The 24,617-nt window shown below is 71.0% G+C and carries 24 protein-coding genes; 19 read left to right on the top strand and 5 right to left on the bottom strand.

All coding sequences use genetic code 11. The features are described 5' to 3' along the window. The first annotated feature begins 2 nt into the window (after positions 1 to 2). From ACIRON_RS02440 to ACIRON_RS02375, 14 genes are all read left to right on the top strand, one after another. On the top strand, positions 3 to 356 hold the full coding sequence (locus ACIRON_RS02440) for a Rieske 2Fe-2S domain-containing protein (protein ID WP_402988475.1): 354 nt from the start codon (positions 3 to 5) through the stop codon (positions 354 to 356). Next, positions 353 to 1,615, top strand: coding sequence for an NAD(P)/FAD-dependent oxidoreductase (locus ACIRON_RS02435; RefSeq protein WP_402988472.1), 1,263 nt, complete (start codon positions 353 to 355; stop codon positions 1,613 to 1,615). The genes ACIRON_RS02440 and ACIRON_RS02435 overlap by 4 nt, the downstream gene beginning before the upstream one ends. Further along, on the top strand, positions 1,612 to 2,364 hold the full coding sequence (locus ACIRON_RS02430) for an iron-sulfur cluster assembly protein (RefSeq protein WP_402988469.1): 753 nt from the start codon (positions 1,612 to 1,614) through the stop codon (positions 2,362 to 2,364). The genes ACIRON_RS02435 and ACIRON_RS02430 overlap by 4 nt, the downstream gene beginning before the upstream one ends. 25 nt (positions 2,365 to 2,389) lie before the next feature. Continuing rightward, positions 2,390 to 2,794, top strand: a complete 405-nt coding sequence (locus ACIRON_RS02425) for a nuclear transport factor 2 family protein (protein WP_402988466.1) — start codon at positions 2,390 to 2,392, stop codon at positions 2,792 to 2,794. A gap of 69 nt (positions 2,795 to 2,863) precedes the next feature. Continuing rightward, complete coding sequence (locus ACIRON_RS02420; protein ID WP_402988463.1) at positions 2,864 to 3,841, top strand: AraC family transcriptional regulator N-terminal domain-containing protein; 978 nt, start codon at positions 2,864 to 2,866, stop codon at positions 3,839 to 3,841. Positions 3,842 to 3,946: 105 nt separating this feature from the next. Then, positions 3,947 to 4,678: a type 1 glutamine amidotransferase domain-containing protein gene (locus ACIRON_RS02415; RefSeq protein WP_402988460.1), complete on the top strand. Its 732-nt coding sequence runs from the start codon at positions 3,947 to 3,949 to the stop codon at positions 4,676 to 4,678. A gap of 61 nt (positions 4,679 to 4,739) precedes the next feature. After that, a complete protein-coding gene (glnT, locus tag ACIRON_RS02410) occupies positions 4,740 to 6,038 on the top strand; it encodes a type III glutamate--ammonia ligase (RefSeq protein WP_402988457.1) in 1,299 nt (432 codons plus the stop codon). Positions 6,039 to 6,078: 40 nt separating this feature from the next. After that, the gene (locus tag ACIRON_RS02405; protein WP_402988454.1) at positions 6,079 to 6,975 is read left to right on the top strand and encodes a hypothetical protein; all 897 of its coding nucleotides are present in this window, start codon (positions 6,079 to 6,081) and stop codon (positions 6,973 to 6,975) included. Then, complete coding sequence (locus ACIRON_RS02400) at positions 6,963 to 7,646, top strand: hypothetical protein (RefSeq protein WP_402988451.1); 684 nt, start codon at positions 6,963 to 6,965, stop codon at positions 7,644 to 7,646. Before ACIRON_RS02405 ends, ACIRON_RS02400 begins: the two co-directional genes overlap by 13 nt. Next, complete coding sequence (locus tag ACIRON_RS02395; RefSeq protein WP_091044575.1) at positions 7,646 to 8,968, top strand: FMN-binding glutamate synthase family protein; 1,323 nt, start codon at positions 7,646 to 7,648, stop codon at positions 8,966 to 8,968. The genes ACIRON_RS02400 and ACIRON_RS02395 overlap by 1 nt, the downstream gene beginning before the upstream one ends. Before the next feature lie 4 nt (positions 8,969 to 8,972). Continuing rightward, positions 8,973 to 9,491, top strand: a complete 519-nt coding sequence (locus ACIRON_RS02390) for a HutD family protein (protein WP_402988448.1) — start codon at positions 8,973 to 8,975, stop codon at positions 9,489 to 9,491. Next, positions 9,488 to 10,666, top strand: a complete 1,179-nt coding sequence (locus ACIRON_RS02385; RefSeq protein WP_402988445.1) for an NAD(P)/FAD-dependent oxidoreductase — start codon at positions 9,488 to 9,490, stop codon at positions 10,664 to 10,666. The genes ACIRON_RS02390 and ACIRON_RS02385 overlap by 4 nt, the downstream gene beginning before the upstream one ends. Beyond that, positions 10,663 to 11,880 carry an allantoate amidohydrolase gene (locus tag ACIRON_RS02380; protein ID WP_402988443.1) on the top strand — a complete coding sequence of 406 codons (1,218 nt, stop codon included), beginning with the start codon at positions 10,663 to 10,665 and terminating at the stop codon, positions 11,878 to 11,880. The genes ACIRON_RS02385 and ACIRON_RS02380 overlap by 4 nt, the downstream gene beginning before the upstream one ends. Positions 11,881 to 11,889: 9 nt before the next feature. After that, the gene (locus tag ACIRON_RS02375) at positions 11,890 to 12,540 is read left to right on the top strand and encodes an XRE family transcriptional regulator (protein ID WP_091044586.1); all 651 of its coding nucleotides are present in this window, start codon (positions 11,890 to 11,892) and stop codon (positions 12,538 to 12,540) included. 34 nt (positions 12,541 to 12,574) lie between these two features. Here the strand turns inward: ACIRON_RS02375 and ACIRON_RS02370 are convergent, their stop codons facing one another. From ACIRON_RS02370 to ACIRON_RS02355, 4 genes are read right to left on the bottom strand one after another with little or no spacing between them, the layout of a single operon-like run. Next, positions 12,575 to 13,009 (bottom strand): hypothetical protein, encoded by a 435-nt coding sequence (locus ACIRON_RS02370; RefSeq protein ID WP_402988440.1) that lies wholly within the window; start codon positions 13,007 to 13,009, stop codon positions 12,575 to 12,577. Further along, entirely contained in the window at positions 13,009 to 13,689 is a 681-nt protein-coding gene (locus tag ACIRON_RS02365; RefSeq protein ID WP_402988439.1) for a DUF433 domain-containing protein, read from the bottom strand. The genes ACIRON_RS02370 and ACIRON_RS02365 overlap by 1 nt, the downstream gene beginning before the upstream one ends. Before the next feature lie 36 nt (positions 13,690 to 13,725). Then, a complete protein-coding gene (locus ACIRON_RS02360; protein ID WP_402988436.1) occupies positions 13,726 to 14,952 on the bottom strand; it encodes a TerC family protein in 1,227 nt (408 codons plus the stop codon). Positions 14,953 to 14,999: 47 nt separating this feature from the next. Next, the gene (locus ACIRON_RS02355) at positions 15,000 to 15,620 is read right to left on the bottom strand and encodes a TetR/AcrR family transcriptional regulator (RefSeq protein ID WP_402988434.1); all 621 of its coding nucleotides are present in this window, start codon (positions 15,618 to 15,620) and stop codon (positions 15,000 to 15,002) included. A gap of 61 nt (positions 15,621 to 15,681) precedes the next feature. Between ACIRON_RS02355 and ACIRON_RS02350 the strand changes: the two genes are divergently transcribed. Together ACIRON_RS02350 and ACIRON_RS02345 are read left to right on the top strand one after the other, a co-directional pair. Continuing rightward, on the top strand, positions 15,682 to 18,378 hold the full coding sequence (locus tag ACIRON_RS02350; RefSeq protein ID WP_402988432.1) for an MMPL family transporter: 2,697 nt from the start codon (positions 15,682 to 15,684) through the stop codon (positions 18,376 to 18,378). Then, entirely contained in the window at positions 18,375 to 20,468 is a 2,094-nt protein-coding gene (locus ACIRON_RS02345; protein WP_402988430.1) for a YhgE/Pip family protein, read from the top strand. Before ACIRON_RS02350 ends, ACIRON_RS02345 begins: the two co-directional genes overlap by 4 nt. 143 nt (positions 20,469 to 20,611) lie before the next feature. Here ACIRON_RS02345 and ACIRON_RS02340 read toward each other — a convergent pair whose 3' ends face one another. Then, the gene (locus ACIRON_RS02340) at positions 20,612 to 21,304 is read right to left on the bottom strand and encodes a nitroreductase (RefSeq protein WP_402988428.1); all 693 of its coding nucleotides are present in this window, start codon (positions 21,302 to 21,304) and stop codon (positions 20,612 to 20,614) included. Between the two features lie 215 nt (positions 21,305 to 21,519). Here ACIRON_RS02340 and ACIRON_RS02335 point away from each other — a divergent pair, with 215 nt between their 5' ends. From ACIRON_RS02335 to ACIRON_RS02325, 3 genes are all read left to right on the top strand, one after another. Beyond that, positions 21,520 to 22,407 carry a hypothetical protein gene (locus ACIRON_RS02335; RefSeq protein ID WP_402988425.1) on the top strand — a complete coding sequence of 296 codons (888 nt, stop codon included), beginning with the start codon at positions 21,520 to 21,522 and terminating at the stop codon, positions 22,405 to 22,407. 82 nt (positions 22,408 to 22,489) lie between these two features. Further along, positions 22,490 to 23,257, top strand: a complete 768-nt coding sequence (locus tag ACIRON_RS02330) for an SDR family oxidoreductase (RefSeq protein WP_402988423.1) — start codon at positions 22,490 to 22,492, stop codon at positions 23,255 to 23,257. Between the two features lie 9 nt (positions 23,258 to 23,266). Further along, complete coding sequence (locus tag ACIRON_RS02325) at positions 23,267 to 24,484, top strand: acetyl-CoA C-acetyltransferase (protein ID WP_402988421.1); 1,218 nt, start codon at positions 23,267 to 23,269, stop codon at positions 24,482 to 24,484. The last annotated feature ends 133 nt before the right edge of the window (positions 24,485 to 24,617 follow it).

Raw genomic sequence — 24,617 nt, 5'->3', positions numbered from 1 at the left:
AGATGAGTGAGACCGTGACCGAAGAGCTGACCGACGAGCTGACCGACAAGAAGTGGACCGAGGTGTCCCATCTCGACGACCTCTGGGAGGGCGAGATGCTCTCCGTCGAGGTCGACGGAACCTCGGTGCTGCTGGTCAACATCGACGGTGAGGTGTTCGCCTACAAGAACCGCTGCCCCCACCAGGAGTGGGCGCTCGACGACGGTGACCTCGACGGCAACAAGCTCACCTGCGCGCAGCACCTGTGGGAGTTCGACGTGTGCTCGGCGAAGGGCATCAACCCGTCGACGAGCACGCTGCTGGCCTACTTCGCCAAGGTCGAGGACGACGGCACGATCTGGGTGTCGATCCCATGACTGGATCGAGTGGGTTCGTGCTGGTCGGTGGCGGGGTCGCTTCGGCGGCCGCCGCCGCCGGCCTGCGGGACCAGGGCTACGACGGCCGGATCGTCCTCGTCTCCGACGAGCTGCACCTGCCCTACGAGCGTCCGCCGCTGTCCAAGGAGTTCCTCTCGGGCAAGTTCGGGCTCGGCGAGTTCCAGGCCAACCCCGAGGGCTGGTACGCCGAGAACGACGTCGAGGTGCTGCTCGGCACCCGGGTCAGCGCGGTCGACCCGGGCGGCCAGCGGGTGGTGCTCTCCGACGGCGGCTCGCTCGGCTACGACTCACTCGTGCTCGCCACCGGGGTCAGGGCCCGGACGCTGCCCGGCTTCGAGGGCGATCGGGTCCACTCGATCCGCGCGATCGCCGACTCCGAGCGGCTCGGCGCTCGGCTCGCGCCGGGGACGCACCTGGCGATCCTCGGCGCCGGCTTCATCGGCTGCGAGGTGGCCGCGATCGCGGCCGCCCGGGGCGTACGCGTCACCGTGTTCGAGCCCGCGCCGGTGCCGCTGGTCCGGGCCCTCGGCGAGGAGTTCGGCACCACCATGGTCGACATCCACGCCGACCACGGCGTCGACATCCGCTCCGGCCACCTGGTCACCGGCATGACCGAGACCGCGCGCGGGATCGAGCTGCGGACCAGCGACGGCGAGGTCGTCGAGTGCGACGAGCTCCTGGTCGGGGTCGGGTCGATCCCGAACACCGAGCTCGCGGTCGAGGCCGGGATCGCCGTCGACGGCTCGGACGGCGGCATCGTCACCGACGAGCTGGGGCGTACGAGCGCTCCGAAGGTCTACGCGATCGGCGACGTCTCGTCCCGGCTGCACCCGACCTATGGGCGCTCGGTGCGGGTCGAGCACCACGACACCGCGATGCGGCACGGCGCCAACGTCGCCCGCAACCTGCTCGGCCAGGCGGTGCCGTTCACCGACGAGCCCTACTTCTGGTCCGACCAGTACGACCACAGCCTCAAGGCCGTCGGCCACGCCGGCCCGACCGCGACGAAGGTGGTCCGCGGCTCGGTCGAGGACCGTTCCTTCTCGGTCTTCTCCCTCGAGGACGGCCGGATCACCGCGGTGGCCACGCTGGACCGGCCCCGCGACCTGATGACCACCCGCAAGCTGCTCGCCGTCCCGCACCAGGCCACGGCGGCCCAGCTCGCGGACGAGGACTTCGACCTGAAGGGGCTGCTGCCGCAGCGGCCCCGGGTCCGTAGAACGGAGGCACCCTCATGAGCACCACCATGACCGCGATCGTCGAGGCAGTCGACGTCACCGTCCACGAGGAGCAGGTCCGGGTCGCCGAGGCGGAGGCGGTGGCCGCGCTCCACCGCGTGATCGGCCGCTCCGCGATCGAGGCCCGTGCCCGGTTGCGGCTGGGTCCGGGACGTACGTGCGAGCCGTTGGCGCGGGTCCTCGACCGGGCCCTCGTCGTCGCGGGCGAGCGTGGGCTCGACCCGGCCGCGCTCGTCCTGGCCGCCGGCAGCGCCGTGGCGGCCGAGGACATCGTCCGGATCCGGCGCAAGGCCCACGGCGTCGCGGACTGGATCAGCAGCCCGACGAGCGATGTGACCGTCGTGCTCCGTCCGGCCGGGCTGGCCGCGGTCGCCGAGGCGCCGGCACCTGTCGTGCCGGAGGCCAGGAACCGGCCCGAGCGTGAGCCCGTCGTCGAGACCGAGGCCGAGCTCGCCGTCCGCGAGGCCCTCTACGACGTGATCGACCCCGACCTCGGGGTCAACGTCGTCGACCTCGGCTTCGTACGCCAGGTCAGCATCGACGACGCGGGCGTCGCCCACCTGGTGATGACGCTGACCTCCGCGGCCTGCCCGCTCACCGAGGTGATGGCGCGCAACGTACGCGCGGTCCTGGCCGAGGACGGCACCGACTTCGTCCTGGAGTGGGAGTGGCTGCCGGCGTGGAAGCCGGCCGACATCACCTCTGACGGCCGCGAGCAGCTCCAGGCCATCGGCTTCTCCGCCTTCTGACCCCCTGACCCGAGGAGACCCAGCAATGCCCGTAGAGACCGCAGCGACCACCGACGAGACCGTCTCGGTCGAGCTCCTGGACGCCATCATGGAGGCGTTCAACTCCCACGATCTCGACGCGATCATGGCGTTCTTCGCCGACGACTGCACCTTCGACACCTCCCGCGGCCCGGAGCCGTGGGGCCAGCGGATCGTCGGGAAGGAGGCCGTCCGGGAGGCCCTGGCGGCGCGCTTCGCCGGCATCCCCGACGTCCGCTACGACGCCGACCGCCACTGGGTCAGCGGCGACCTCGCCGTCTCCGAGTGGCTGGTCCACGGGACCACCGTCGACGGGGCCGCCGTGAAGGCGCGGGGCTGCGACCTGTGGGAGTTCCGCGGCGAGCTGATCGTCCGCAAGGACTCCTACTGGAAGACCGTCGACCCGTCCTGACCTGCGATCAGGCCGGATGTGATCCCGGCCACACAGGCGTACGATCATCGCGAGACATGGAGGCGTGACATGACGCAGCTGCTGAACCCGCTGGACTTCCGGATCAGCTCGGGCGACCTGGTCGCCGAGCTCAAGTCGCGCGCCGACCACGTCGGCACCAACGACGGGCTGTGGCCCGGGCTCACCATCTACCGGTTCGACGAGCCGGCCGCCCCGCTGTGGGAGGAGGTCCGTGAGCTCCACCTGTGCGTGATCGCGCAGGGTCGCAAGCGCGTCACCCAGGGCGGCGACGCGCACTACTACGACCCCTTCACCTACCTGGCGATCAGCGGCAACGAGCCCTTCCTGACCGAGATCGTCGAGGCCAGCCACGACAAGCCGTTCCTGTCCTTCGGGCTCCAGCTCGACAACGACATGGTCCGGGAGATCTCCTCCGACATCATCATGGAGCGCCAGACCACGGCATTCACCCGATCGCCGGAGCCGGCGATGACGGTGCCGCCGCCGTCGTTCGTCTCCGCCCTGGACCGGGACATGATGGACGCGATCCTGCGCTTCCTGCGCGCCCTCTCGACCGGTGCCGACCGGCGGGTGCTCGCGCCGACGTACCTCAAGGAGATCGTCTACCGCGCGCTGCAGGCCGAGCAGTACTCCCGCCTGGTCGAACGGGCCGCGCGGGAGAGCGCCAACAACCCGGTCAGCGCGATCATCTCCTACGTACGCGACCACATCGCCGAGCCGCTGAGCGTCAACGAGATGGCGGAGCAGGCGTTCATGAGCCCGTCGGCGTTCTCGCACCTCTTCCGTGACGTCACCGGACGCTCGCCCTACCAGTTCGTCAAGGAGATGCGGCTCAACAAGGCCCGCGAGCTCCTGGTCGAGGACGAGTCCAACGTCACCCAGATCTCCAAGGCCGTCGGCTACCGGAGCACCTCGCACTTCATCAACGAGTTCCGCGACCGTTTCGGCGTGACTCCGCGCGCTTTCGGTGATGCTCTCGCCGGCGGCGACCTGCCCCCGGTCGGGCGCCTCAACCAGGCCAACTGACCCGGCCGACTGACCAGCTGATCTCGACCCTTTCGTAGCGCCGCGGCTCGCCACGAGCCGACGCGGCGTCCTTTCGCGTACCCGAAAACAGGAGGAATCATTCCCATGACTCGAGTTCTCATCGCCGCCACCGGCGTCGACTACTGGACGCTGGCCGACGGCACCCGGCACCCGAGCGGCTACTGGCCCGAGGAGCTGAGCACGCCCTACCAGGTCTTCGCCGAAGCCGGTCTCGAGATCGCTCTGGCCACGCTCGGTGGCGTGGTCCCGACCGCCGACCCGGCCGGCTTCGACCCGGTCTACCACGGCGACAGCGAGGAGGAGGCCCTGCGGGTCCGGCTCCATCTGGAGTCGATCATCGAGCGGCATCCACCCGTCGCGCTCGAGGACGTCGACGTCGACGACTTCGACCTCGTCTTCGTGCCCGGCGGCTGGGGGCCGATGGAGGACCTCGCCGAGTCGGTCCCGTTCGGCACCCTGCTGCGCCGCTTCGCGGACGCCGGCAAGCCGATCGCGGCGGTCTGCCACGGCCCGGCGGCTCTGCTGCCCGCCCGCGACGACGACGGCGGCTGGCTCTTCTCCGGCAAGGAGGTCACCGGTTTCAGCAACGTCGAGGAGTACGCCGTCGGGACCGCCCCGCTCGCGAAGTGGCTGGTCGAGGACCGGTTGAAGGCCGAGGGCGGCCTCTACAGCTCCGCTCCGGAGGGTTGGGCCGAGTTCGTCGTGATCGACGGCAACCTCTACACCGGCCAGAACCCCGCCTCCGCCCGGGCGCTGGCCGAGCGGCTGGTCCACGACGTCCGGAACCTCGATCTCACTCTTGCGAAACGCTCCTGAAACATCCAAGATGTTCACTGTGAATACACAGTGATTCATACTACGAAACGGAGAACGAGAGATGGAGACACTGAAGGAGCTGGCCGAGCAGGCCGGCACCCGGTTCATCCTCGCGCTGTTCGTCGACCTGCGCGGCAAGCCGTGCGCCAAGCTGGTCCCGGTCGAGGCCGTGGACGAGCTCGCCGAGGACGGTGTCGGCTTCGCCGGATACGCCGTCGGTGCGATCGGCCAGGAACCCAAGGATCCCGACCTGATCGCGATCCCCGACATCACCTCGTTCACGCCGATCCCGTTCGTCAAGGAGGGGCTCGCGCTCGTCCACTGCGACCCCCACGTCGGCGGCAAGCCGTGGCCGTACGCACCGCGGGTGATCCTGAAGTCGATCATCGCCAAGGCCGCGGCCATGGGCTACCAGCCCTGGGTCGGCGCCGAGGTGGAGTACTTCCTCGTCCAGCGCAACGAGGACGGCTCGCTCCGCACGGCCGATGCCGCCGACGACGCGGACCAGCCGTGCTACGACGCGCGCGGCGTCTTCCGGATGTATGACCACCTCACCTCGATCTCCACCGCGATGAACGACCTCGGGTGGGGCAACTACGCCAACGACCACGAGGACGGCAACGGGCAGTTCGAGCAGAACTTCGCGTACGCCGACGCGCTGACCACGGCCGACCGGGTCGTCACCCTGCGCTACCTGCTCTCCGTCATGGCCGCCGAGCGCGGCATGGTCGCGACCTTCATGCCGAAGCCCTTCGGGGACCGGACCGGCAGCGGCCTGCACCTCCACCTCTCGCTGACCTCCCAGGACGCGGCGGTCTTCCCCGGGGAGGACGAGTCGGAGCTCGGGCTCTCGCCGACGGCGTACTCCTTCGTCGGGGGGATCCTCGAGCACGCCCAGGCGCTGCAGGGGCTGATCGCGCCGACGGTGAACTCCTACAAGCGCACCGGCGCGGTCGCCACCGCCTCGGGCGCCTCGTGGGCGCCGCGCACCCCGACGTACGGGGGCAACGACCGTACGCACTACATCCGGGTGCCCGACAACCAGCGGATCGAGATGCGCGGCGGCGACGCGGCGGCCAACCCGTATCTCGCCGTCGCCGGAGCGCTCGGTGCCGGTCTCGACGGGATCGAGCGCGGCGTACACCCGGGACCGATCGGCAGCGGCCCTGCCGGCGAGCTGCCCGACACGCTCCTGCAGGCCATCGACCTGATGGTCGCCGACCCGGTGGTGTGCGGGGTGCTCGATGCGGTCGGCCCCGGGGTCGCCGACTACTTCGCCGACCTGAAGCGGGCCGAGTTCCGCGAGTACCACGCGGCCGTCAGCGCGTGGGAGATCGACCGCTACCTCACCGCCTTCTGACGCGAGCTGACAAGAGCTGACACGAGAGGAACCGACCACGATGTGTGGAATCGTCGGGTTGCACCTGCGCAACCCTGAGCTCTACCCCCGGCTGGGGGAGCTGCTCGCCGACATGCTGGGTGAGATGCAGGACCGCGGCGCGGACTCCGCCGGCGTCGCCGTCTACGGAGACCCGACCTGGACCCCCGCGGGCCACGGCGCGGTCTCGCTGCTCGAGCTCGAGCTGCCCGCCGACGAGGTCGCCACCGCGATCGGTACGTCGCTGGGCAGCCCGGTCGACGTACGTCTGCTCGAAGGGACCCTCCTGGTGACCGCTCCGGTCACCTCCGAGGACCTGCTCGCCGCCGCCCGGACCGCCTTCCCCGACGCGCTCGTCGCCGGGTTCGGCGCCGATCTCGCCGTGCTCAAGGGCGTCGGTGCGCCGCGCGACCTGGCTCGCGAGTGGGGCCTGGCCGGCGCCCAGGGGTGGCAGGGGGTCGGCCACACCCGGATGGCCACCGAGTCGGCGGTGACGCCCAGCGGCGCGCATCCCTACGCGGTCGGGCCGGAGCAGTGCCTGGTGCACAACGGCTCGTTCTCGAACCACGCGACCATCCGGCGCGAGCTGCGTGCCGCGGGCGTCGAGTTCGACAGCGAGAACGACACCGAGGTGGGCGCCCGCTTCGTCGCGAAGGCGCTGGCCGACGGCAAGGACGTCGAGGTCGCGCTGAAGGAGCTGTGCGCGACCTTCGACGGCTTCTACACGCTGCTGGTGTCGAACCGCGACTCCTTCGCGGTCGTCCGTGACGCGATCGCCTGCAAGCCGGCGGTCATCGCCGAGAACGACGACTGGGTGGCGATGGCGAGCGAGTACCGCGCGCTCGCCGGGCTGCCCGGCGTGGAGAACGCCCGTATCTGGGAGCCCGAGCCCGAGGTGGTGTACGCATGGACCCGCTGATCTTCGACCTCTCGACCACGCCGTTGCGCGAGGTCAACGCCGCGTTGCACGCGGCCGATCTCGACGGCGAGATCGTCATCGACCAGCCAGCGGGGGCGCACAGCGTCGCCGTCGGCCTCGACGCCCCGGTGAAGGTGAGCGTCGAGGGCCACGTCGGCTACTACGCCGCCGGCATGAACCAGCAGGCCGAGGTCGTCATCGCCGGCAACGCCGGCACCGGCGTCGCCGAGAACATGATGAGCGGCACCGTCGTCGTGCGCGGCAACGCCTCGCAGTCCGCGGGCGCCACCGCCCACGGTGGCCTCCTCGTCATCGAGGGGGACGCCGCCGCCCGGTGCGGCATCTCGATGAAGGGCGTGGACATCGTCGTCGGCGGCAACGTCGGTCACAGCTCCGCGTTCATGGCGCAGGCCGGACGGCTGGTCGTGCGCGGCGACGCCGGCGAGGGTCTGGGCGACTCGATCTACGAGACCCGGATCTACGTACGCGGCACCGTCGCCTCCCTCGGGGCCGACTGCGTGGCCAAGGAGATGAGGGCCGAGCACCTCGAGGAGCTCGCCGGGCTGCTCAAGGCGGCCGGCTTCGAGGGCGACGACCTCTCGGCGTACACGCGGTACGGGTCGGCGCGCTCGCTCTACCACTTCCACGTCGACAACACGGGGGCCTACTGATGAGCACCAGCAACTGGGGGCTGCGCGAGTCGGCCACCTTCGACCGGCAGACCATCGCCGCCATCCAGCGCGCCGCCGAGACCGGCATCTACGACATCCGCGGCGGGGGCGCCAAGCGGGCCCTCCCGCACTTCGACGACCTGCTCTTCCTCGGCGCCTCGATGTCGCGCTACCCGCTCGAGGGCTACCGCGAGCGCTGCGACACCGACGTCGTCCTCGGCTCGCGCTTCGCGAAGTTCCCGCTGCACCTGGCCACCCCGGTGACCATCGCGGGCATGTCGTTCGGTGCGCTGAGCGGCCGCGCGAAGGAGGCGCTGGGTCGTGGTGCGTCGGAGGTCGGTACGTCGACGACCACCGGCGACGGTGGCATGACGCCCGAGGAGCGGGGCCAGTCCAAGCACCTCGTCTACCAGTACCTGCCGAGCCGCTACGGGATGAACCCCGACGACCTCCGCAAGGCCGACGCGATCGAGGTCGTCCTCGGCCAGGGCGCGAAGCCCGGCGGTGGTGGCATGCTCCTCGGGCAGAAGATCTCCGAGCGGGTGGCCGGCATGCGCACCCTGCCGCAGGGCATCGACCAGCGCTCGGCGTCGCGGCATCCCGACTGGACCGGGCCCGACGACCTCGCGATCAAGATCAACGAGCTGCGCGAGATCACCGACTGGGAGAAGCCGATCTATGTCAAGGTCGGCGCGACCCGCACCTACTACGACGTGAAGCTCGCCTGCCACTCCGGCGCGGACGTGGTCGTCGTCGACGGCATGCAGGGCGGGACCGCGGCCACCCAGGACGTCTTCATCGAGCACGTCGGGATCCCGACGCTCGCCGCGATCCCGCAGGCCGTCCAGGCGCTGCAGGAGCTCGACCTGCACAGGAAGGTCCAGCTGGTCGTCTCCGGCGGCATCCGTAACGGCGCCGACGTCGCGAAGGCGATGGCGCTCGGCGCGGACGCGGTCGCGATCGGGTCGGCCGCACTCATCGCGCTCGGCGACAACGACCCGCGCCTCGCCGCCGAGTACGAGGCCCTCGGCTCCGCCGCCGGCTTCTACGACGACTTCCAGGACGGTCGGGACCCGGCGGGCATCACCACCCAGGACCCGGAGCTGGCCGCCCGGTTCGACCCGGTCGCCGGCGGGCACCGCCTCGCCAACTTCCTGCGGGTCATGACGATGGAGGCACAGACCATCGCGCGCGCCTGCGGGAAGGCACACCTGCAGCACCTCGAGCCCGAGGACCTGGTGGCGATCTCGATCGAGGCCGCCGCGATGGCCCGGGTCCCGCTGGCCGGCACCAGCTGGATCCCCGGCCAGGGCGGGTTCTGAGCCGATGTCCGGGCCGGCGCACGTCCTCATCGACAGCGGGGACGTGGCGCCGGTGCCGTGGCGTAACGGGCTCGGGCGCACCCGTGAGCTGCTCGTGGGTCCCGGGTGGCGACTCAGCCTCGCCGACCTCACCGCGCCCGGCCCGTTCTCGTCGTTCCCCGGCAACGACCGGGTGCACCTGCCCCTCGAGGACGGCTACACGCTGGTGGTCGACGGCCACCCGATCCAGGCCCGCGCCCTCCAGTCGGTGGGCTTCCCGGGTGAGGCTCCGGTGGTGCTGCAGGACCTGGCGCGGCCGACCTCCGCGCTCAACCTGATCACCGAGCGGGCGACCTGCACGGGCGCGCTCGTCGTGGCCCGCCACGAGGGCACGCTCACCTGGCCGGCGTACGTCCGGGCGGTGGTGCTGCTCGATCGGCCCGCGCCGCTGGTCGTGGCCGGCGACGAGCCGCTCACCCTCCACCTCACCGGCGGTCCCGTCGCCGAGGTCCATATCTTCGAACCCAAGGAGCACCAGTCATGACCGGCAATCGAGTCGTCATCGTCGGCGGCGGGCTGATCGGCCTCTCGATCGCTCGCGCGCTGACCGAACGCGGCATCGGCGAGGTACTCGTCCTCGAGCGGCACAGCCTCGCCAGCGGCGGGACCGGCAAGTCCAGCGGCATCGTCCGTGCCCACTACGGCGTCCCGTCGATCGCCGCGATGGCCTGGCGCAGCCTGCCGGTCATCGAGAAGCTCGGTGAGGCCGTCGGCTTCCGGCAGGTCGGCTACACCGTCATCGTCGGCGAGGAGAACGAGGAGCCGCTGCGCGCCAACATCGCCATGCACCAGTCGCTGGGCATCGAGGCCGAGATGCTCGACGTCGACGAGCTGGCCGCACTGTGGCCGATGATGAACGTCGAGGACGTCGCGGCCGCCGCGATCGAACGACGAGGCGGGTACGCCGACGCCTCCCAGCTCGCGCTCCACTTCGGCCAGGTCGCCCGCGAGAAGGGCGCTAAGGTCCGGCAGAACACCCCGGTAGCGCGCGTTCTGACCCAGGGCGACAAGGTCACCGGCGTCGCGCTGGAGTCCGGCGAGGTGATCGAGGCCGACACCGTGATCGTCGCCGCCGGCTGGTGGTCGGCGAAGCTGCTCGCCGACCTCGGCCTCGACTTCCCGATCGAGGGCTACCGCTCGGAGCTGCTCATCGTCGACGCCGGCGTCCCGCTCGTCGATGTGCCCGTGGTCTCCGACCTGGTCAGCCTGCAGTACTGCCGGATCGAGGGCTCCGGCCAGTTCCTCGTCGGCAACAGCGACCACGGCGACCACAAGAACCGCTACGTCGACCCCGACGACTACTCCAACGTCGCCAGCGAGGCCGGCATCGAGAAGTACGCCGAGAAGGTCATGCACCGCTTCCCGGGCTTCCCGGACCCCTCGGTGACCCACACCTACGCCGGCGTCTACGACGTCCCGCCCGACTGGAACCCGGTCATCGCGCCGGTCGGCCCGGACGGGCTCGTGCTCTGCGCCGGCTTCGCCGGCCACGGCTTCAAGATCAGCCCGGCGGTCGGGGACCTGGTCGCCGATCTCGTGCTCGAGGGCGACAGCACCGACCCGGACGTACCGGCCCGCGACTTCCGCTTCGAGCGGTTCGCCGAGGGCGACCTGCTCCGCAGCCTGCACCCGTACGTCGGCGCGGGGGAGATGCGGTGAGCGGCCCTCGCCCCGACACCGTCAGCGGGCTGCTCGCCGAGATCGCCGACATCGGCCGGGACCCGGTCCGAGGTGGCTACTCCAGGCCGGTGCTCTCGGGAGCGGAGCTGAGCCTGCGCGAATGGTTCGTCGCCCACGCCGACAAGCGCGGCCTCGAGGTGACCACCGACCGCAACGGCGTCATCTGGGCCTGGCACGCGCCGGACGGCAGCTATGCCGACGCCGTCGTCACCGGGTCCCACCTCGACTCCGTCCCGGGTGGCGGCGCCTACGACGGCCCGCTCGGTGTCGCCTCCGCGCTGGTCGCCTTCGACCGGCTGGCGGCGGCCGGTGTCGGTGGCCGGCCGCGGGCGATCGCGGTGTTCCCCGAGGAGGAGGGCTCCCGGTTCGGCGTCGCCTGCCTGGGCTCCCGGCTGCTGACCGGGGCCATCGACCCCGCGCGCGCCCTGGCGCTGGCGGACCCCGACGGGCGTACGTTCGCGGAGGCGTTGCGGGCGGCGGGCGCGACGCCGGAGCATCTGGGTCCGGACCCCGAGGCCCTGGGCCGGATCGGTGCCTTCGTCGAGCTCCACGTCGAGCAGGGCCGGGGGCTGATCGACCTCGGTCAGCCGGTCGCCGTCGGCTCCTCGATCCTCGGCCACGGCCGCTGGCGGGTGACCCTCTCCGGCGCCGGCAACCACGCCGGCACCACGCTCATGTCGGACCGTCGTGACCCGATGGTCGCCGCCGGTGCGCTCGTCGTCGGGGTGCGGCGGCTGGCGCGCGAGGTCCCCGAGGCGCGGGCGACCGTCGGTCGGCTGGTGCCGACCCCCGGCGGCACGAACGTCATCGCCTCACGTGTGGACCTCTGGCTCGACGTACGCCATCACGACGACGCCACGACGCTCGCCCTCGTCGAGCGGATCCGGCAGGAGGCCGAGCTCGCGGCCGCGGAGGAGGGGTGCTCGGCGGTCATGGTCGAGGAGTCGTTCAGTGCCACGGTGGACTTCGACGCCGGGCTGCGCGACGAGCTCTGCGAGGTGCTGCCGGGCGCTCCGGTGCTCGCGACCGGCGCCGGCCACGACGCCGGGGTGCTCAAGGCCCACGTGCCCACCGCGATGCTCTTCGTACGCAACCCCACCGGTGTCTCGCACGCTCCTGACGAGGCGGTCGAGGACGCCGACGCCGAGCACGGTGCGCTCGCCCTGGCGCGTACGCTCGAGCATCTCGCCTAGGCTTCCCGCGTGGGCACCGAGCAGGAAGACCTGATCCGCAACACCGCCGGCATCGCGCGCGACCGCGACCCCGGGGCGGTGGCGGAGGAGCTGGCGCTCGAGAACGCGATCGGTGCGAACGTACGCGCGCTGCGGCTGCGCTACGAGCTCTCCGTGACCGAGCTGGCCGACCGCATCGGCATCTCCAAGGCGATGCTGTCGAAGATCGAGAACGCCCAGACCTCGTGCAGCCTCGGCACCTTGGCCCGCCTCGCCCACGGTCTCGACGTCCCGGTCTCCGCGCTGATCCGCGGCGCTGACGGCGAGCGCGAGGCCTCCTACACGAAGGCCGGACAGGGCGCCGAGATCACCCGCACGGGCACCAAGCAGGGCCACGCCTATGAGCTGCTCGGTGCGCTGCGCGGAGAGCACAAGCGGCTGGAGTGCCTGATGGTCACGCTCTCCGAGGACAGCGAGGTCTACCCCCTCTTCCAGCACCCCGGGACCGAGTTCCTGCACATGCTCGAGGGAGTCATGGACTACGGCCACGGCCGCTCCGTCTACCGGATGGAGCCGGGCGACTCGCTCACCCTGGACGGCGAGGGACCCCACGGCCCGACGGGCCTGGTGCAGCTGCCGGTCCGGTTCCTCTCCGTGATCGCCTTCCCCGACGGCACCTGATCCTGACGCGCCCCCGAGACCGGTGGATCGGTCGTCAGTGGCGGGCACCGGGATGAGGGCGCAGGTTCAGGGGGCGGATCCCTGATGGGCTCATCGCAAGAGCCCAGGGGCCAGGGCCACGCTTGGTGATCTCGCGTCCGAGCCGGACCTCGTGGAGCAGGAAGAGGTCTCGTTGCTGAAACGGGCCGAGATCCTGCTTCGAACCGATCCAGACAGATCGGATGCCATGCTCGTGATAGGCCTCGAGCTCCGCAGGGCGAGTCCGGATGTGCTTGTCTCGCGTCACCACGACGAATTGGCGCTCGCCGACGATGGGCATCCAGTCGAGGTCTGCTGTTCCGAGTGGGACTTCAGGGAGGTCTCGGTGACCCGGGTAGACGATGTCGGTGCGTCCGCTGCGTTGCAGGAGCCGGCCCAGACCAAGCGTGTTCTCGTCGGTGAAGTAGACCGGACCGAGATCGGCCGACATCAGGCAGCGCGCTCGCTATGGGTGATGAGCTCGAAGCGGATCGCCTCGTCGACCTGCTCCGGAGTCAGGTCATAGAGATCGGCCAGCTGGTTGCGATCGGTGCCCGCGCGGTAGTCCTCGGCCAGCGACTCGGTTCGTACGCTCCGGATGGCCGGCCTGCCGAAGGAGCGGTGTGGGTCCATCACGACGGCTGGGGTTCGCGCGTCCGGTCGGAGAGTGACCGCGACCTCGTCGGCGTACTCGACGGCTGCGTGGAACCGTTCGGCCGGGTCGGCAAGGACGAGTTGGTCGTTGCGTACGACCACGAGCTGAAGTGGGCGCTCGAGGCCGACGCGTTCCTGGACGACTCGCACGAGTTCGCGGCCCTCGACATCTAGGAACGGTCGTGAGTGGGCAAGCGGGTAACGACCGAACTCTTTGCGTAGAAGTACGACTGCCGGCCGCAGGCGCTGGACGGGCACGTCTCGACTGCGAAACTCTGCGAGTAGGCGCGCCTCGACCATCTCACCCCAGGTGACGAGATCGGTTCCTTGAGGCTCCTCGCGCAGGACCGGGTCGTAGAAGCGGCCACCGCGCTCGTAGCCCTCCAACCATCGCCGGGCGGTGCCGGAGTGGAGACCGACGAGGCGATCGACATCCGCGTAGGAGTAGATCGCCCGATCGAGCAAGGTGTCCGCCATGCGGCCATCATCGCAGATGACGGGAGGCATGGCGGCTCACTCCTCGCGGAGGATCTTCGGGGGGCCTGCGGGGGTGGCCTCGCCGCGCTCGACGGCGGCGTTGTGGCTGGCGAGGGCGCGCTCGAGGAGCTCCATGAGAGGGGTCTCGTCGCGGGCGATCTGCAGGTACTTCGGGCCGAGGGAGACGATGAGGTCGCGCTCGGCGAGGAGGGCGTTGTGGATGCGCTCGCGCTCGGCCGGGTCGGCGGTGTATTCGGAGTCGAGGTAAGCGGCGGCGTGGCGGCGGGCGTTGTTGATGGCGTTCTTCGTGCGACCGCGCTTGCTGAAGAGCGAGGCGACGATCGTGACGACGAGGACGCCGAGGATGACGGTCAGGGAGAGGCCGGTGCTGATCTCGACCACGTGCACGGGGTCGCCGTCGTTGATGAACGGGATGTTGTTCTCGTGGAGGGCGTGCAGGATCAGCTTGACGCCGATGAAGGCGAGGATCGCCGCCAGACCGTAGGACAGGTAGATGAGCCGGTCGAGCAGGCCGTCGAGCAGGAAGTAGAGCTGGCGCAGGCCGAGCAGCGAGAACGCGGTCGCGGTGAAGACGATGTAGACGTTCTGGGTGAGGCCGAAGATCGCCGGGATCGAGTCGAGGGCGAAGAGGATGTCGGTGCCGCCGATGGCGACCATGACCAGCAGCATCGGCGTCAGGATGCGCTTGCCGTCCTCCATCGTGAAGAGCTTGTCGCCGTCGTAGTGCTCGCTGACGTGGAACAGCCGCCGGGCCAGGCGGACGACGAAGTTCTCCCCGTGGGAGTCGTCGTCGGGCTTGAGCATGTTGCCGGCGGTCATCAGCAGGATGAGGCCGAACAGGTAGAACACCCAGGCGAAGGTGTTGATCAGCGCGGCGCCCACGAAGATGAACCCGGTGCGCGCGATCAGCGAGAAGGTGATCCCGAAGAGCAGCACCTTCTGCTGGTCCTCGCGGGGAACCCGGAAGCTGGTCATGATGATCAGGAAGACGAACAGGTTGTCGACCGAGAGGGCCTTCTCGGTGATGTAGCCGGCGAAGTACTCCCCGCCCATCGCGCCGCCGCCGAAGACCAGCACGCCGACGCCGAACAGGAGCGCGATCGCGACGTAGATCGCCGACCAGGTCGCGGACTCCCTCAGCGTGGGCGTGTGGGCCTTGCGTACGTGGAAGACGTAGTCGAAGGCGAGCAGACCGACGATCGCGACCACGGTGACCAGCCACACCCATGTCGGTGCGCCCATGTGACAACCCCCTGAGAATCGACCCGAGAATGGGACCGGACCTCAGCCTAGGCGGAGGTCCTCGGGATCGACAGCCCATCGATGATCTGCGGGAGCGCGTCTTCGAGAAGCCGGTCGGCACGGGGGTCCTCGGGGCGGATCGTACGCATCGTGACGCTGTGCAGGAACACGCCCATCATCGTCTGGGCGAGGAGGTCGCTCGGCATCGTGGAGGTGCGGTCGAGGCGGTCCAGGGCGAGGTCGACGACCTCGACGAGCTGCTCGCTGAGCGCCGTGAACGTCGCCGAGCTGATCTCTCGCGCATCGGCGTCGCGCAGGCTCTGCAGCACCACCTCGCTCTGCAGGACGAACCAGCGGTCCTGGAGCGGGCGGATCGCGTCGAAGGCCGCGCCGATCAGTGATCCGCTCGAGTCGGCGTCGCTGTGCTCGCCGACGGCGGTGCGTACGGCCGCGATCAGCTGCTCCGACTCCTCCTTGAACGCCTCGAGCAGCACCTCCTCGACGCTGCCGAAGTTGGAGTAGAACGCTCCGCGCGTGTAGCCGGCCGCGCTGACCAGGTCGTCGACGGTGACCCGGCGCGCCCCACGCTCGACGAAGACGTCGACGGCCGCGGACAGCAGCCGGGCGCGGGTGTTCGTACGTCGCCTGGGGGCCTTCACCTCGGTCATGTAGTAATCCTCACATACGCCGACGATACATTTTCGTATTGAATGCGTTAATGTATCGAACGTGTCCTCCTACCTCTACCGCCTCGGCCGACAGGTCGCGCGCCACGCCAAGTCCGTGCTGGCGCTCTGGCTCCTGCTCGCGGTGCTCCTGGGTGCGCTGACCGTCTCGCTCGGCGGCAAGCTGCAGAACGACTTCACGATCCCCGGGACCGAGTCCCAGCAGGGTCTGGACGCGCTCATGCAGCGCTTCCCCGAGGTCTCCGGGACCTCCGCCCAGCTGGTCTTCGTCGCCCCCGAGGGGGAGAAGATCGCCGACCACCGTCAGGAGGTCGAGAAGGTGCTCGCGGAGGTCGAGAAGGTGGACCACGTCGCGACGGTCACCGACCCGCTCGCGAAGGACAGCAGGACGGTCAGCGACAACGGCCGGGACGCGCTCGCGACGGTGCAGTTCGACCTCGGTCTCGACGAGCTCCCCGAGGGCGTGACCTCGGATCTGGAGAATGCCGCCGAGCTACCGGCGGGGTCTGCGCTGGAGCTCCACATCGGCGGGGATGTGTACTCCGTCACCGGGGTGCACGTCAGCGCGACCGAGGCGATCGGGATCCTCATCGCCCTGCTGGTCCTGGCGATCACGTTCGGGTCGCTGCTGGCCGCCGGCCTGCCGACCCTGACCGCACTGCTCGGGGTGGCGATCGCGATGGCGGGGATCTTCTCGGTCGCCGCGGTCACCACGATCTCGGCCACCACCCCGACCCTCGCGCTGATGATCGGGCTCGCGGTCGGGATCGACTACGCGCTCTTCGTGATCGCCAGGCACCGCAGCCAGCTCGCCGCCGGTCTCGGGGTGGAGGAGTCGATCGCGCGGGCGCTCGCCACCGCCGGCAGCGCGGTCATCTTCGCGGGTGTCACGGTCATCATCGCGTTGTGCGGCCTCGTGGTCGCGGGCATCCCGTTCCTGGCGGTGATGGGGTACGCAGCGGCCTCCGCCGTCCTGGTCGCCGTGCTCGTCGCGCTCACCGCCGTGCCGGCGCTCCTGGCGCTGCTGGGTGAGCGGCTGCGGCCCAAGCCTGGGTCTCGGGCCCACCGGCGTGAGGCTGTCGCGGAGGGGCGGCCTCACGCCACCCTCGGGGCTCGCTGGGTGCGGCTGGTGACCAGGGTGCCGGTCCTCACTGTCGTGGTCTCGCTGCTGGTGATCGCCGTCCTGGCGATCCCAGCGCGCGACCTCGCGCTGGGGCTCAACGACAACGGCAGTGCCGAGCCGGGGAGCAGCCAGCGGGAGACGTACGACCTGATCAGCCGTGACTTCGGGCCCGGCTACAACGCGCCGCTGTTCGTGACCGCGGACATCATCGACACCACCGACCCGATCGGGGTGATGGACTCTCTGGGCAAGGCGCTGGGGGCTCATGACGGGGTGCAGAAGGTCGCGCTGGCGACGCCGAACCGCACTGCTGACCTCGGGCTCGTTGTGATCTACCCGACCACCGAGAAGAGCGACCCGGCGACCGCCGCGCTGGTCGAGGAGATCCGCGCCGACTCGGCCGAGCTCGAGGAGCGGTTCGGGATCGAGGACGTCATGGTCACCGGGCAGACCGCGGTCGCCATCGATGTCAGCGCCCGTCTGTCCGGTGCGATCCTGCCGTTCGGTGCGGTCGTCGTCGGGCTGTCGCTGATCCTGCTGATGATCGTGTTCCGCTCGATCGCGGTCCCGCTGAAGGCGACGCTGGGCTACGTGCTGTCGGTGGCGGCCTCGTTCGGGGTGGTCGCCGCGGTCTTCGAGTGGGGCTGGGGCGCCGATCTGCTCAACGTCGCGAAGGTCGGTCCGGTGATCGCGTTCTTCCCGATCATCCTGATGGGCGTGCTCTTCGGGCTGGCGATGGACTACGAGGTCTTCCTGGTCTCCCGGATGCGGGAGGACTACGTCCACACCGGCGACGCGCGGGCTTCCGTGGACAGCGGTTTCGCCGCCAGCGCCCGCGTCGTCACCGCCGCGGCTCTCATCATGATCGGCGTCTTCGCCGCCTTCGTGCCCAACGGCGACCCGATCGTGAAGCCCATGGCGCTGGGGCTCACCGTGGGGGTGCTCGTGGACGCGTTCCTGGTGCGGATGACGCTGGTACCGGCCGTGCTGACCCTGCTCGGGCGGGGTGCCTGGTGGCTGCCGGGCTGGCTGGACCGGCGGCTGCCGGTCCTCGACATCGAGGGCGAGGCGCTCGTCCACCACCTCGAGCACGTCGACTACGTCGCCGCCAACGGTGAGGTCGCGGTCCGGGCGCGGCAGGTCGAGGTGCCGGGTGCGCTCGCGCCGCTCGATCTTCACCTGCGGCCGGGAGGGCTCGGGATCGTCCACGGCGCCGATCCGGTCGCGCGCTCTGCTGCGCTCGCCGCGCTCACCGGGCGGCTCGCCTTCGCCGGGCAGCTGGTGGTGCTCGACCGGCTGCTGCCGGAGGAGGCGGGGGCGGTACGCGCCCGGGCCGCGCTCGTCGGCGACGTCGCGGAGGCGCTCCGGCTCGTCGGTGCCCGGCGGGTGCCGGCGCTTGTCGCCATCGACAGCCCCACCTCGCTCGACAGCGGGCAGCTCGCGGCGCTGTCCGCGCTGACCTCGCGAGGCACGACGGTCCTGCTCGGGATGCCGTCGTTGCCCGCCGTGCCGCAGGTCGCGGACGCGCTCGCTCATGCCGCGCCTGCCCTTCGCCCACCAGATCCCGAGCTCACCGACCCTGCGGCTTCGGCCGCCGACCTGGAGACAGTCCGATGAAACGTACGAAATCATGGTGGTCGGGCCGCCGCCTGGTGGCCGCCGCGATCCTGCTCCCGGTCGTCGTGACGGCGCTCGCGCTCGTCGCGCTCAGTGACCGCACCGAGAACCTCGACGAGGTGCCCGCCGCGGTGGTCAACCTCGACGAGCCGGTGACGACGGGGAGCGGGAAGGACAAGCAGACGGTCTACGCCGGCCGCGCGCTCGCCGCGGACCTGGTCTCCTCCTCGGGTTCTGGCTCGTCGAGCCCCACGCTCGGCTGGGAGCTCACCGACGAGGAGGATGCGCGCTCGGGCTATGCGGACGGGACGTACGCGGCGGTGATCACGATCCCCGCGGACCTGTCCAAGACGCTGTCGGGGGTGCAGGGGAGCGACCCGAGCGCCGGCCGGGTCAGCGTGGAGGCGTCCGACGCCTCCAGCGAGGTGACCGCCGAGATCGCCCGGCAGGTCGCGCGGCAGTCGGCCTCGACCCTGGGGCGTACGGTCACGACGACCTACCTCGACGGGGTCCGGGACCAGTCCGGGAAGCTCAAGACCAGCCTGGACTCGGCCGCCGACGGTGCCGGCCGGCTCGCCGACGGTACGGCGGCCGCCGACTCGGGTGCGGCGAAGGTCGCCTCGGGGGCGAACGCGCTCAGCTCCGGTGCGTCCGGGGCTGCCGACGGCGCCTCGCAGGTAGCGGGCGGGCTCGACTCGCTCGCCGGGGGGACCGCGCAGCTGGAGACCGGGGCGGGGTCGCTGGCCGGGGGCGCGGGCAAGGCGTCGAAGGGCGCGTCCTCGCTGGCCGCCGGTGCCGAGGAGCTGAGCGGCGGGCTCGACCAGGTCGAGAGGTCGACCGCGGGGCTCCCGTCGCAGGCCTCGTCGCTCGCGACCGGAGCCTCGCAGGTGTCGGAGGGAGTGGCCGGCTACACCCAGCTCGCCAAGGGCTGGGCGCAGGCGTGCGCGAGCGACCCGCTGCTCGCGGCCTCCAAGCCGCAGCTGTGCGGCGCCACCGCCTCGGCGGTCGGCTCCGGTGGTACACAGGCCGACCAGCTCGCCGCAGGCGCGGCGCAGGTCGCCTCGGGGGCTTCGGCGCTGTCGCAGGCGGCGCCGAAGCTGAGCGGAGGGATCGCCTCGGCGTCCGACGGTGCCGACTCGGTCGCGTCCGGGGCAGCCCAGGTCGCCGACGCCAACGCCCGCCTCGCCAAGGGGGCGCGTGAGCTCGAGTCCGGTCTCGGGGAGGCCAACGAGGGCGCCACCGCGCTGGCCTCCGGGGCCGATCAGCTCGCCTCCGGGACCAAGCAGCTCCAGAGCGGTTCGGCGGAGCTCGCCACCGGTGCCGACTCGCTGGCCTCCGGTACGTCCTCGCTGACCGAGGGTGCCGACTCGCTCGCCTCGGGTCTCGACGACGGTGCCTCGCAGATCACGGTTCCTGGTGAGAAGCAGGCCGAGGTCGTCGCCGACCCGGTGCAGGTCTCGGTCGCTTCCGGCGCCTCCACCTCAGGGGCGACCCGTCTGGCGCCGGCGGTGATCGCGCTGGCGCTGTGGCTCGGTGCGCTCGCGATCTACCTGCTCCGTCCGGCCTTCCCCGCCGGGCGGCTGCGCGACGCGCTCACGGCGCGGCGGCTCACCTTCGCCGGTCTGTGGCCGGCGGCTCTCGTCGGGGTGGCGCAGGCGGTTCTCCTCGTGGTCGCCGCTGACCTTCTCGGTGCCGACCTCGCGCAGCCGATCGCCACGGTCGGGATCGCGGTGCTCTCCGCGTCGGTGTTCGTCGCCGTCCACCAGGCCGTCGTCGCGCTCGCCGGCCAGCGTCGTGGCTGGCTGATCTCGCTCGCCTTCCTCGCCCTGCAGCTCGTCTCCCTCGGCGGGCTGCTGCCGGTCGCCACCGCCTCCGCGCCGTTCGGTGCGCTCGCGGGCATCCTGCCGGTCCCGCTCGCCGCCGAGGCGCTCCGCGGGGCCGCCGTCGCGCAGAGCGGTGCCGCGGTCGGTGCGCCGGTCGGGGGACTGGTCCTCTGGCTCCTGCTCGCGGTGGCGGTCAGCCTCTTCGCGGCCGGTCGGGCGCAGCGTACGTCTGTGGCGGAGATCCGCGGTGTGGTGGCGGCCGGCTGAACCGCTGGTCGAGCCGTGAGCGCCAGCGAGCGTGTCGAGACCAACAGGGTCCCGTCGGCACTCGACAGGACCGTGTTGGTCTCGACACGCCTCCGCCTAGCGGCTCCGGCGGCTCGACCAGCGATCGAGCTCGTCGCGGCGGCTCAGAGCGAGGTGTCGTGCAGCACGATGTGCTCGTCGAGCGGGGCCCGGCCGACGTCGAGCCGGTTCACCGCGGCGTCGGGGTCGGCGGTGCCGAAGGAGATGCCGTAGAGCAGCTTGAGGTCGGCGGGCAGGCCGAGGTGGGCACGGACGGTGTCGGCGAAGAGGCCGTGCATGCCCTGGGGTACGCCGTGGTAGCCGCGGGCGGTGAGGGAGAGCAGGAAGTTCTGGGCGTACATGCCGACGTCGTTGGCGGCGCGCACGACATCGCCGAGCTCCGGTACGAAGAGCAGGGCCACGTGGGGCGCACCGTAGAAGCGGAGGTTCTCGGCGACGGCCCTGGTGCGGCCGGCGGCGTCCTCGCGGGCGATGCCCAGAGCGCCGTAGAGGTCGGCCCCGGTCTGCTGAGACCGCTGGACGTGGACGCTGTCGTCGGCACCGTACGTCGTGGTGAAGTCGGGGCTCATCTGGCCGGCCTCGAACGCCTTGAGCATCGCCTCGCTGAGGCGCTCACGGGCCTCACCGGAGAAGACGTGGACCTCCCACGGCTGCGTGTTGCTGTGCGACGGGGCGCGCTGGGCGTCCTCGAGCGCACCGCGGATGTCGTCGGCGGGCACGGGGTCGGGCAGGAAGGCTCGCGCGGAGCGGCGCGAGCGGATCACGTCCGTGAAGGTGTCGACGGCGGTCGTGGTCACAAGGAGTTCCTCTCAGGTCTGCCGAGGCCGACGGCCTCGATCCACTCCTGACCCAAGACGGAGGGACTCTCCGGTATTCCTGGAACTGGTGTCGAGGTGGCTCATCACACACATTCCGGGGGCTACCCGGTTCGGGTGATACCGGGGGATCGGACAGAGGGCTTTACCGGGGTGCGGCGAAGACTCGAGATCCGACCTATCCGAGGGGGAAACCCATGATCCGAAAGCTTGTCTGCGCGGTCGCGGCGGGGGTCGCCGCGGCGGCGCTCTGGTCGATGCCGGCCTCGCCTGCACCCTTGTTGCAGCTCTCCGGCGCGATCTTCACCACCGATGTCACCGGTGCGCCCGTCAACCTCAACCACTACGCCGCGAAGGAGGACGTCTATCTCAACGGCGGTCCCGGCATCAACGCGCCCGTCGACGCTGCCGGCCTGCCTGCCGGGATCTACGCCTTCCAGGTGACCGATCCCTCCGGCAAGACGCTGCTCTCCACCGATCCGGTCGCCTGCCGCCGGGTCGAGGTCGATGCCAGCGGCCGCTTCGTCAGCGTCGCCCCGAGCGGCGCCTGCGCTCACGCGACCGGCACCGACGCCGAGGACGGCGGCATCACCGTGCAGCTGTTCCCCTACCTCGACACCCCGAACAACGGTGGCGAGTACAAGGTCTGGCTGACCCCGTACGACGCGCTCGACCCGACCGCTCCGGGCAACCGGCACGGTTTCGTCCCCGCCGACAGCAAGACCGACAACTTCAAGGTCAAGGCGAAGGCGATCGTCGAGATCGACACCCGGTTCTCGCGGCACGGTGGACCGTTCATCGACGGTCTGGCTGCCCACTGGACCGACACCCTGGGTGCGCACAACGTGAAGTACTCCGAGTACAACCCGGCGGTCCTCGCGTTCCACGAGGCGCACGTCGAGGCCGCTGAGGCGGGTCTGCACAAGATCACCGTGAGCGACCAGCCCGGCTGCGAGATCGACGACGTCCACTTCGACGGGGCGACCTTCGTCCCCGGCGCGGGCGGCTCGGTCACCGTCTCGGTGCAGGTCAAGAAGCACATGAGCGGAGAGCACACCTACTGGGTGGACGTGCACTGCGTCTGAGGCACTGTTTCCGAACCCTCTGATCCGGTCACCGCGATCATCAACCTAGCATTTGCTTGGTAGGCGCTCTAGACTGCCGCACATGGCAGTCGAGATCGACTTCAGCGGCAAGGTGGTCGCGGTGACCGGTGGTGCCCGCGGTGTGGGCGCCGGGATCGTCGCGCGGTTCCTCGAGGCAGGCGCCGAGGTCGAGATCTGCGGCCGGAACGTCCCCGACGAGCTGGTTGTCGTCGGCGGGCGCAAGCCGGTCTTCTCCCAGGTCGACGTGCGGGACCCGGAGCAGGTCGCGGCCTGGATCAGCGCCATCACCGACCGGCTCGGACGGCTCGACGTGGTCGTCAACAACGCCGGGGGAGCGCCCTACGCCGACTTCGCGACCGCGTCGCCGCGCTTCCACGAGAAGATCTCGGCGATCAACTTCCTGGCCACCGCCTACGTGAGCCAGGCGGCGTACGAGGCGTTGAAGGCCTCGCGCGGATCCATCGTCAACATCAGCTCGATCTCGGCACGGCGGCCCAGTCCCGGGACCGCGGTCTACGGGGCCGCCAAGGCGGCCGTCGAGAGCCTGACCGGGTCGCTCGCGGTCGAGTGGGCTCCGGACGTACGCGTCAACGCCATCTCCTGCGGCCTCGTCGCCACGCCGGGGTCCGAGGACCACTACGGCAGCCCGGAGCAGCGGGCCGCGGTGGCCGCGACCATCCCGCGCGGCGTCTTCGCGACCCCCGAAGAGGTCGGCGACGCCTGCCTCATGCTCGCCTCCCCGCTCGCCGCGCACATCACCGGCGCCGTCCTCGCCGTCGACGGCGGCGGCGAGTGGCCCGCCTTCCTCCAGCACACCCCCAACTCCTGAGGAGCCCCCATGCCTGAAGCCGTCATCGTCTCCGCCGCCCGTTCCCCGATCGGCCGCGCCTTCAAGGGATCGCTCAAGGATCTGCGGCCCGACGAGCTGGCCGAGCAGATCGTACGCAGCGCCCTCGCGTCGGTTCCGGAGCTGGACCCGACGCGGATCGACGACCTGATGATGGGCTGTGCCCAGCCCGCGGGGGAGCAGGGATACAACATCGGCCGGGTCGTCGGCGTACGTCTGGGTCTGGACGCCGTGCCCGGCACCACGGTCCACCGCTACTGCGCATCCTCGCTGCAGACCACCCGGATGGCCTTCCATGCGATCCGCGCGGGGGAGGGGGATGCGTTCGTCTCCGCCGGGGTCGAGTGCGTGTCCCGCTACGAGCGGGGCAAGGCCGACGGGATGCCGGACACCAAGGCCGAGGAGTTCCTCAAGGCGGGCGAGCGCGGTGCCGCACGGGTGGCCGCGGGCGAGGCCTGGACCGACCCTCGCGAGTCCGGCGATCTGCCCGACTACCACCTCGCGATGGGCGAGACCGCCGAGAACGTCGCCGAGATGTACGGCGTCACGCGCGAGGCACAGGACGAGTGGGGCGTACGTTCCCAGAACCGCGCCGAGGCCGCCGCCGCCCGGGGCTTCTGGGAGCGGGACATCACGCCCGTGACGCTGCCGTCGGGTGAGATCGTGGCCACGGACGACGGGCCGCGCGCCGGGGTCACCCTGGAGAAGGTCGCCGGGCTCAAGCCGGTGTTCCGCGAGAACGGCACCATCACCGCCGGCAACTGCTGCCCGCTCAACGACGGCGCGGCCGCGCTGGTGATCATGAGCGACGTACGCGCCGCCGAGCTCGGCATCACGCCCCTGGCCCGGATCGTGTCGACCGGCGTCTCCGGGCTCTCGCCCGAGATCATGGGCCTCGGGCCGGTCGAGGCGTCCCGCCAGGCGCTCGCCCGCGCCGGGCTCACCGCCGACGACATCGACCTGGTGGAGATGAACGAGGCCTTCGCCGCCCAGGTGGTCCCCAGCATCGCGCAGATCGGCCTCGACCCCGAGCGGGTCAACGTCAACGGCGGCGCGATCGCCCTCGGCCACCCCTTCGGCTCCACCGGCGCCCGCCTCACGACCACGCTCCTCCACGGTCTGCAGGAGACCGGCGGCCGCTACGGCCTCGAGACCATGTGTGCCGCCGGCGGCCAGGGGATGGCGCTGGTCATCGAGCGGCTGAGCTGACTCCCGCCGAATCGGCAGAAATGGCGTGGGGGGGGGGGGGGGGGTGGGGGGGGGGGGGGGGGGGGGGGGGGGGGGCGCCGGGCCGCGGGGGGGGGGGGCGGGGGGGCGGCGGGGGGGCGGGGGGGGGGCGGGC

The organism is Nocardioides sp. NPDC101246 (genome assembly GCF_044767415.1).
In the GTDB taxonomy this organism is placed as follows: Bacteria; Actinomycetota; Actinomycetes; order Propionibacteriales; family Nocardioidaceae; genus Nocardioides.
This window is presented reverse-complemented; position numbering and strand designations above follow the sequence as displayed.